The sequence below is a fragment of the Dehalococcoidia bacterium genome (assembly GCA_021295915.1).
Lineage (GTDB): Bacteria > Chloroflexota > Dehalococcoidia > Lucifugimonadales > UBA1123 > VXRN01.
The window spans coordinates 1-7,971 of record JAGWBK010000066.1; the positions used below are offsets into that span (position 1 = coordinate 1).

Below are 7,971 nucleotides of genomic sequence, written 5' to 3' on the forward strand. Positions count from 1 at the left end.
TGGAGACCCCCTTCGACCAGGTCGACGGCTACCTCACAGTGCCCGACGGCCCCGGCCTCGGAGTAGAGATAGACGAAGACGCCGTCAGACGCCTGGCAGGGTAGCTCACACCGGAATGATGCAGACAGACTCATGACTGCTCTCCGTTGTGAGTCTTGCCAGACCGCTATCAAGAGTGGCCAACTGTCCTCGGCGCTGAATTGCGGTCGCAAGTAACACGGCATCCGTTACCTGGCGATATCCTTGGATTCGTTCGAGAATGTCTTCCGGCACCTCACCCATTGAGATTTCCAGCGGCCAGAATAAATGCGATTCTTGCTGCTTGAGGTTCTGAAGCAATGCGACTGCTTCCTTGGGTGTTACAGTCTGGCGGACTACCGCAGGATTGGAGGATATCCGTACGAAGCCCGACTCGGTAATGGAGCAGGTCGCCCACCCGCTCGACCTTTGTCTAGAAAACCATGTATGCGCGGCGTCGTGATGAACGTGGTTGGGCCAGGCAAGGGCGATCAGAACGTTTACATCTAGCAATGCAATCATGGCCACTCGTCAAGTTCCCGGTAGACATCCTCGCTGGTGATGGGCTGGGCATCTTCAGGTACCTTGAATACCGGCATACCGTCCTCACGCACTGTTGTAGCATTCTTGAACCCGCGACGAGCCAGCTCTGAAACTGCGCTGCCGAGGCTTGTGCCTTCTCGCTCTGCCAACGCCCTTGCTACAGCTAGCACATCATCATCGATAGTAATTGTGGTTCTCATAAGTGCAGCATAGCATCATATCATCGCAACGTCAAGTTATTCGTGCACGGCAATGTTAGCCACTTGGAGCATAGGAAGTCTTGGTCGGATCATACTAGGGAGATTCGGAAACTAGAGCCCTTCGATGGCGGTTGGATACAGGGCAATCGCATCTTATTTGACATTAGCTTTGGCCAGGTGCTCTGCATGCCGGACTCTGATCGGTTCTGAGTGCCGGCGCGTCTCAAGTTAGCTTTGGATCCGATGCAGAAAATTTGGATGCGATTGCCCTGCGGTTGGATACGGTCAAACTTTCAATTCCCACCCCGTCTGTTAGAATGCGCGACACCGGATACCGGAATCTCGTGACATGAATTAGGGATAGTGAGAGGACGGACAGATGTCGAGAGCAAGAATTGGATTGTTGGCTGTAGTGATACTGGTTCTGTCCGTGCTGACGTTGGCCTGTTCAAGTTCGACGGAACCTGCACCTGCGCCCGTGCCCACTCCGGTGGACTTCGATGCGCTGATTCAGAGAACACTCGACGCCCAGCCCCAGGGCGTCACCGCTGACGAAATGGCAGCGGCTATGCAGCAGGCGATGGCCGGCCAGCAAGGCGTCACGCAGGCAGATGTAGCCGACGCGATCGCGCAGGCGATGGCTGGGCAGCAGGACGTAACGCCAGCGGACGTGGCCTCGGCTGTGCAGGGTGCGATGGCATCGCAGCCCGGGGTCACTGAGGCGCAGGTAGCCGATGCCATTGCCAAGGCGCTGGCCGCACAGCCCGGAGTCACCGAGGCGCAGATGGCGGACGCTATTACGAACGCCATGGCCATGCAATCAGGTGGAGTCACCGAGGCCCAGGTGTCTGATGCGATTTCCAAGGCGCTGGCAGCCCAGCCGTCGCAGCAGATGATGTCCCAGGCCGACATTGAGGCCGCGGTCGAGTCGGCGATGGCCAAAGCAGCGGCCGAGGCCGTCATGACCGTCGGCGCGATGGAGGAGACGGCAGAACCCGCAGCGGTCACCCTGCCAGAGCCGCAAGCCGCGGCCGGCACCGTTAAGATAGCGGCCGAGACTCTGGCTCCGGCGGTCGGAATCAACCGTCACGGCGCCAGCGACCTGTTCAACTATATGGGAGTGGCTGAGACGCTGTTCATGCCGACAGAAGAGGGCAACATCCAGGGCCCCATGTTGGCAAAGTCATTTGAAATCGCCTCCGATCTCTCCAAGGCTACCATCACGGTCCAGGACGGGGTCATGTTCCACAAGGGATATGGGGAGATGACAGCCCACGACATAGCCTGGAGCCTTAACGACGCGAACGCCGCAATAACGCCTGAGAGCATCCATGGACAGGCTGGCGACTTCAGGGTGCTGTTCACAGAGGCAACCGCGATTGACGACTCAACGTTCGACCTGCCTTTCGCGAATTTCGATCCGGCATGGGACGGGAACCGCACAAACATGTTCGGCTTCTCGTTCGGCGTTATCAGCAAGAACGCCTATGACGAGAACGGAGAGGACTGGTCAAGAGACAACGTCGTCATGACCGGCCCGTTCGAGATAACCGAGTGGGCGACCGAGGACTCGGGCTTATTGAGCGCGGTCCCGGACCACTGGCGCCAGACGGCGGCCGTGCAGACGATTCAGCTGGTTGCGCTTCCAGAGGCGGCAACTAGGCTGGCCTCGCTACTGACCGGTGAGGTGGACGTCGCCAAGCCTGATTTCAAGGACCTGAAGCGCCTCGTCGACGCCGGCTTCCGCACCGTCAGCGCGGGCGGCGGCCGCAAGGCGGGCATCTTCTGGGGTGGCAACTACTGGGAGACCCACGATCCGAGGACCGGCGAGCCGCTCGGCCCAATCGGGCTGTCCTACGATCCAGGCGTGCCATGGGCGGTGGTCGTCCCGGCCGTCGACCCAATGGACGTAGACAAGCGTATGGAAAAGGCTCGAATGGTCAGGTGGGCAATGTCCCTCGCCATTGACAGGGCACTCGTGAACGAGGCCCTCATGGACGGCCTCGCGTGGCCAGAGTACATGTGGTCGGCGTCGGTCATCCAGCCTGAGTGGCAGGACCGCTGGCTCATTCCGTACGATCCTAGCCGCGCCGAGCAGCTTCTCGACGAGGCCGGATATCCAAGAGGCGGCGACGGAGTCCGGTTCAATGCCGATATCTTCCGGTCCGCCACAAACGTCGACGCCATCTCCGACGCCGTAGCAGGCTTCTGGGACGAGGTTGGAATCCGAACCACAGTCGACAAGAGCGCATACTCGACCGTCAGGCCGTCGCTCGTCGCCAGGTCGTTTGTAAAGATCAATATCCAGGCGATCGGCGAGACTGCCACCAACCGGCCGTTCGACTGGCCCAAGGGCGGTGAGATGACCAGCCTGGGCCGCGGCGGATTCGGACCCGGCGTCGAGGTGCCAGAGATCACTCAGGCCATTCTGGATGCCAGCATGGAACCTGACAGGCTCAAGCGTGTCGAGATCAACACGGCGCTGATCGACTACATGCACGAATTTATGCAGGGTTCAGCCGTGGTCTCGCTGCCGGACCTGCTGGTGTTCAATTCGAAGGCAATTGAATCCTGGGGGATGCGCCAGGCTGGTTCGCTCGACCTGATGGCCTATCCTGAATTCATAGTACCCGCACGCTAGGGAAGACACACGCCCCGCCACTTTGGGGGGCTGTATAACTCGAACTTGATCGCCACACCGTCGGCCAGGCGGCGGTGTGGCGATATGGCCTAGGGGTTGCTGTTGCGGCGTTTTCTTGTTCGCAGGTTTCTATTCATTCTGCTGTCGGCGTTCACGGTGACTATCGTCGTGTTCACGCTGTCTCGCACTATGGGCGACCCTCTGCTGCTTTACGCCAGAGAGGGATACGGCAGGACACCGGAGCAGATGGACGCGCTCCGGGAGTACCTCGGGCTCAATCGTCCGCTGATCGTTCAATACTTCATGTGGCTCGGAAACGCGCTAACCGGAGACCTGGGAAACAGCCTCGTCGACAGGAGACCTGTAACAAGGCTGATCCTCGAACGCGCCCCGGCGACCATACAGCTTGCTGTAGCGGGTTGGGCGGTTGCAACTCTGATAGGCATTCCGCTCGGGGTGCTGTCATCGGTAAAGCGCGCCACGATCTGGGACTATGTGGGCCGCACCTTCGCGCTGTTCGGACAGGCGACTCCCGCGTTCTGGCTCGGGATCGTCGCAATCCTGATCTTCTCTGTCATGCTCGGCTGGTTGCCGACATCCACACGGCCAACGGATGTGCCGCTGACTACGCAGATTAAGCACTTCATCCTTCCCACTATTGTGCTAGCGTGGGGGCCGGCTGCCGGCTACCTGCGCCTCACGCGCTCTGCGATGCTCGAAGTTCTCGACTCCGAGTACATCAAGCTCGCCCGTGCTAAGGGAGTCAGTTCGTGGGTGGTCGTCTGGAAGCACGCCTTCAAGAACGCGCTGATTCCGCCGGTCACGGTGTCGGTGCTGTTGCTGGCCGGATACCTTAACGGCGCGACCGTCGTCGAGTTGATCTTCGCCTGGCCCGGACTCGGCAGGCTTGCGCTCGACTCGCTCTACAACAACGACTTTCCGCTCCTGACCGGCTCGGTGCTGATGATTACGCTGCTTTACCTGGTCGCCTACTTCATCTCAGACATCATCTACGTCATCCTTGACCCCAGGATCAGGTTGAACTAGACATGGCCGTGAGCGAGACAGACTTGTTCGAGAGTCAGGCTAGGTCGACGACGGTCGGTTCGAAGGTCTGGTATGTTTTTCGACGATGGCCTGTGGTGCCGATGCTGATACTCGCGGTCCTCGTTATAGCTGCGATCTTCGCGCCGGTGCTCGCGCCGCACGACCCCATCAGGCAGAATCTGCGCGCCCGGCTCGCTCCGCCCGTCTGGGCTGAAGGGGGCACGTCCACAAACATACTGGGCGCCGACCACGTGGGCCGTGACATCCTCAGCCGCATCATCCACGGAGCGCGTATCTCGGTGACCGTGGTGGTGATAGGTTTGACCGCTGGTACGCTGCTTGGCAGTGCGGTCGGGATTCTATCCGGCTACTACGGGGGGGTAGTCGATGAGCTAGTGATGTTCGTGGTGGTCGTGTGGATAGGTGTGCCGTTCCTAATGATTGCGCTGATCGTGGTGTCGATAACCGGCCCCAGCTTTGGGGTCGTAATAACTCTGCTGATTCTCAATGCTTGGACGGGCTTCGTGCGCAATGTTCGCGCCGAGGTACTGTCTCTCAAGGAGAGGGACTACGTCGCCCTTGCTCGCGTTGCGGGCGCGTCCACACCGAGGATCATCCTCAAGCACATCCTTCCTGGGGTAGCCAACACGATCGTAGTGCTAGCGACGCTCGGCTCCGGGACCTTCATACTAACTGAGGCCACACTCAGCTTCCTTGGCGCCGGTATTCCACCCCCCACGCCGGCGTGGGGGGTGATGATCGCCGAGGGGAACAGCTACCAGGTGGACTCCTGGTGGTTACCTGTGTTCCCCGGCGTTGCCATACTGCTGGTTGTGGTGGCGCTCAACTTCGTGGGCGACTGGTTGCGGGACAGGTGGGATCCCAGACTTCGACAGCTCTGAGTACTATCAAGCAGTCCCATCACTCAGGGCTGACAGGAATTGGCAGAATCGTAGGGACAGGCAGGTATATCAACTGATAGCCCCTTCTTCGGCAGAGAGAGGGCCAGGGTGCGGGTGTATGAACATCACCGACATCAAGCCATTCGTCATGTGGGCCGAAGGCTCTGGGCGTAACTGGATGTTTGTCAAGGTCGAAACTGACGAGGGTATTCACGGATGGGGTGAAGGCGGCCTGGTCAACCAGGCAACGACGATCTCCGAGGCGGTGCATATGCTTGCACCTCAAATCCTTGGTAGAAGCGCTTTTGACATCGAGCGCGCCTGGCAACTCATGTATCTCCACAACCGGTACAGGAACGGCGTGATCATAAGCTCAGCGCTAAGCGCAATCGATCAGGCCCTGTGGGACATCAAGGGCAAGGCGCTCGGAGTTCCCGTATATCAGCTGCTGGGAGGCGCAGTTCGAGACCGCATCCGCACATACACGGGCGCAGACACGGTCGAGGTAGCACGGGCAGGCATCGAGCAGGGCTTCACTGCGATTAAGAGCGGCTGGGGATACCCGATGATCGACCTTGATGAGCGGACCGAACCCGGGAAGTTCAAAGATCACATCGCTATGATGCGTAACGCTGTTGGTCCGGACATTGACCTGATGGTCGACAACCATGGTCGATCAAGACCGGCAATGGCGATCAAGCTAATACGCTCCATCGAGGAGTACAACTTGCTGTTCTTCGAGGAGCCGGTTCCGCCTAACAACATAGACTCGTTAGCGCTGGTCAGACATGCGGGACTTGGCACCGAGCTTGCTACCGGCGAACGCCTGCTCACGCGCTGGGGCAACAAGGACGTGATCGAGCGCCAACTCGTCGACGTGCTTCAACCGGACGTCTGCCACTGCGGTGGGATATCAGAGTTGAGACGTATAGCCGCGATGGCTGAGACGTACTACATCAACATGGCGTTCCACAATCCCAAGGGCCCGGTTGCAACCGCGGCGAGCATCCACGTTGCGGCGTCCATTCCCAACTTCCTCATCCTGGAGCATGTCTCCCGCATGCCGGTGTTTGATGAGATACAGGTAGAACCAATGAAGCTGGGAGCGGGTTACTATGACCTTCCCACCGCCCCCGGACTGGGAGTGGACCTGAATGAGGAAGTGTTCGAGGCTTACCCTTACCGCTACCGACCGGTACTATTTGCCTCGCACGCGGACGGCGCACCCGCCCATCCATAATTGAGCTCGACGCGATATACTGCAACTGAACACACTCCCCCGGAGGATATCCGATGGCTCCAGTTCCACAGGTGGTTCGCGGCGTTTTGAGGTCGACGCTCATGCCGGCATTCATGGCTTGGGAGCGTATCGAGTCCGGTGTCAGCTACAACCCGATCTCGGCAAAAACCATTGCGTACCCATTCGACAAGTACGAAGAGTTGCGCCAGAAAGACCCGGTCCACCGGCTCAGAACGATCAATGCCTGGGTGCTGACAGAGCATGAGCACGCCAACGCCGTGCTCCGAGACCACGACCGCTTCTCCCGCGACTATGGGGGAAAGAGCGCATACCGGTCGATGCTTGATAGTGACCCTCCCGATCACACGAGGCTGAGGACACTCGTCTCCAAGGCATTCACCCCTCGCTCTGTGGCCGACCTCAAACCGCGAATTCAGCAACTGGTAGACGACCTATTCGAGGCGACTGAAGGTCAGGACAGATTTGACCTCATTGATGCATTCGCATACCCGCTGCCCGTAATAGTCATCGCGGAGATGCTTGGCGTCCCCTCTGAAGACATCGAGGTGTTCAAGGAGTGGTCGAACGACATTGCCCTCAGCATCGAACCGACCGTCAGTGACGAGCAGCAACGCCGAATCGACGAGGCAGGGGCGAATCTCTACGACTACTTCGAAGAGATAATCGAACAGCGCCGCCGAGTTCCGCAGGAAGACATGATCACCGCGCTTATAGCTGCCGAAGACGAGGGCGACCGTCTTTCCCATGAGGAACTGCTTGCCACGCTGCTGCTTCTGTTGGTGGCAGGCAACGAGACGACCCGCAATCTGATCGGAAATGGCACGCTCGCACTGTTGAGGAACCCAGACCAGATGGATCGGTTGAGGAACGAGCCCGACCTCATAGATTCCGCGATCAACGAGATACTCAGGTACGACAGCCCGGTGCAGCTCGACGGACGCATGGCTACGGAAGAGGTTGAGATCGGCGGGAAGCTCATCAAACCGGGCCAGCGAGCTATTTGCCTCCTCGGTGCAGCGAACCGGGACCCGTCGGTGTTTACCAACCCGGACGTGTTCGACATCGGCCGCCAGGAAGCCAGTCACATAGCCTTCGGACGCGGCATACACTACTGCTTGGGTGCGCCCCTTGCGATGCTCGAGGGCAGGATTGCATTCTCGAGCCTCCTGGAGCGGTTCCCTTCGATCAGCCTTCTCTCTGAGCCCGAGTACCGTGAACAGGTGGTACTGCGCGGAGTGAAAGAGCTGTGGATCGAAATCGAACGCGCCCCACGGTCTGAGTCCGAACATGCTGGACAGGCTGCCGCATCAGTCACGTCATAAGTCGTAATCGTTGACTCCAACTGAACGGGCGGCGCTG

Annotated in this window: 7 protein-coding genes; 5 read left to right on the top strand and 2 right to left on the bottom strand. The window is 59.2% G+C overall.

Features of this window, described 5'->3' with window-relative positions:
- Positions 1-105: 105 nt before the first annotated feature.
- Together J4G14_14335 and J4G14_14340 are read right to left on the bottom strand one after the other, a co-directional pair.
- Positions 106-537 (bottom strand): PIN domain-containing protein, encoded by a 432-nt coding sequence (locus J4G14_14335; GenBank protein ID MCE2458968.1) that lies wholly within the window; start codon positions 535-537, stop codon positions 106-108.
- The gene (locus tag J4G14_14340) at positions 537-761 is read right to left on the bottom strand and encodes an antitoxin (GenBank protein MCE2458969.1); all 225 of its coding nucleotides are present in this window, start codon (positions 759-761) and stop codon (positions 537-539) included. The genes J4G14_14335 and J4G14_14340 overlap by 1 nt, the downstream gene beginning before the upstream one ends.
- Before the next feature lie 403 nt (positions 762-1,164).
- Between J4G14_14340 and J4G14_14345 the strand changes: the two genes are divergently transcribed.
- The 5 genes from J4G14_14345 to J4G14_14365 all read left to right on the top strand — a co-directional run bounded on the left by J4G14_14345 (position 1,165) and on the right by J4G14_14365 (position 7,934).
- Positions 1,165-3,402, top strand: a complete 2,238-nt coding sequence (locus J4G14_14345; protein MCE2458970.1) for a hypothetical protein — start codon at positions 1,165-1,167, stop codon at positions 3,400-3,402.
- Positions 3,403-3,504: 102 nt separating this feature from the next.
- Positions 3,505-4,449, top strand: a complete 945-nt coding sequence (locus tag J4G14_14350) for an ABC transporter permease (protein ID MCE2458971.1) — start codon at positions 3,505-3,507, stop codon at positions 4,447-4,449.
- A gap of 101 nt (positions 4,450-4,550) precedes the next feature.
- Complete coding sequence (locus J4G14_14355; GenBank protein ID MCE2458972.1) at positions 4,551-5,351, top strand: ABC transporter permease; 801 nt, start codon at positions 4,551-4,553, stop codon at positions 5,349-5,351.
- A gap of 118 nt (positions 5,352-5,469) precedes the next feature.
- Positions 5,470-6,591, top strand: coding sequence for a galactonate dehydratase (gene dgoD, locus J4G14_14360; GenBank protein MCE2458973.1), 1,122 nt, complete (start codon positions 5,470-5,472; stop codon positions 6,589-6,591).
- Between the two features lie 113 nt (positions 6,592-6,704).
- The gene (locus J4G14_14365; protein MCE2458974.1) at positions 6,705-7,934 is read left to right on the top strand and encodes a cytochrome P450; all 1,230 of its coding nucleotides are present in this window, start codon (positions 6,705-6,707) and stop codon (positions 7,932-7,934) included.
- Positions 7,935-7,971 lie beyond the last annotated feature (37 nt).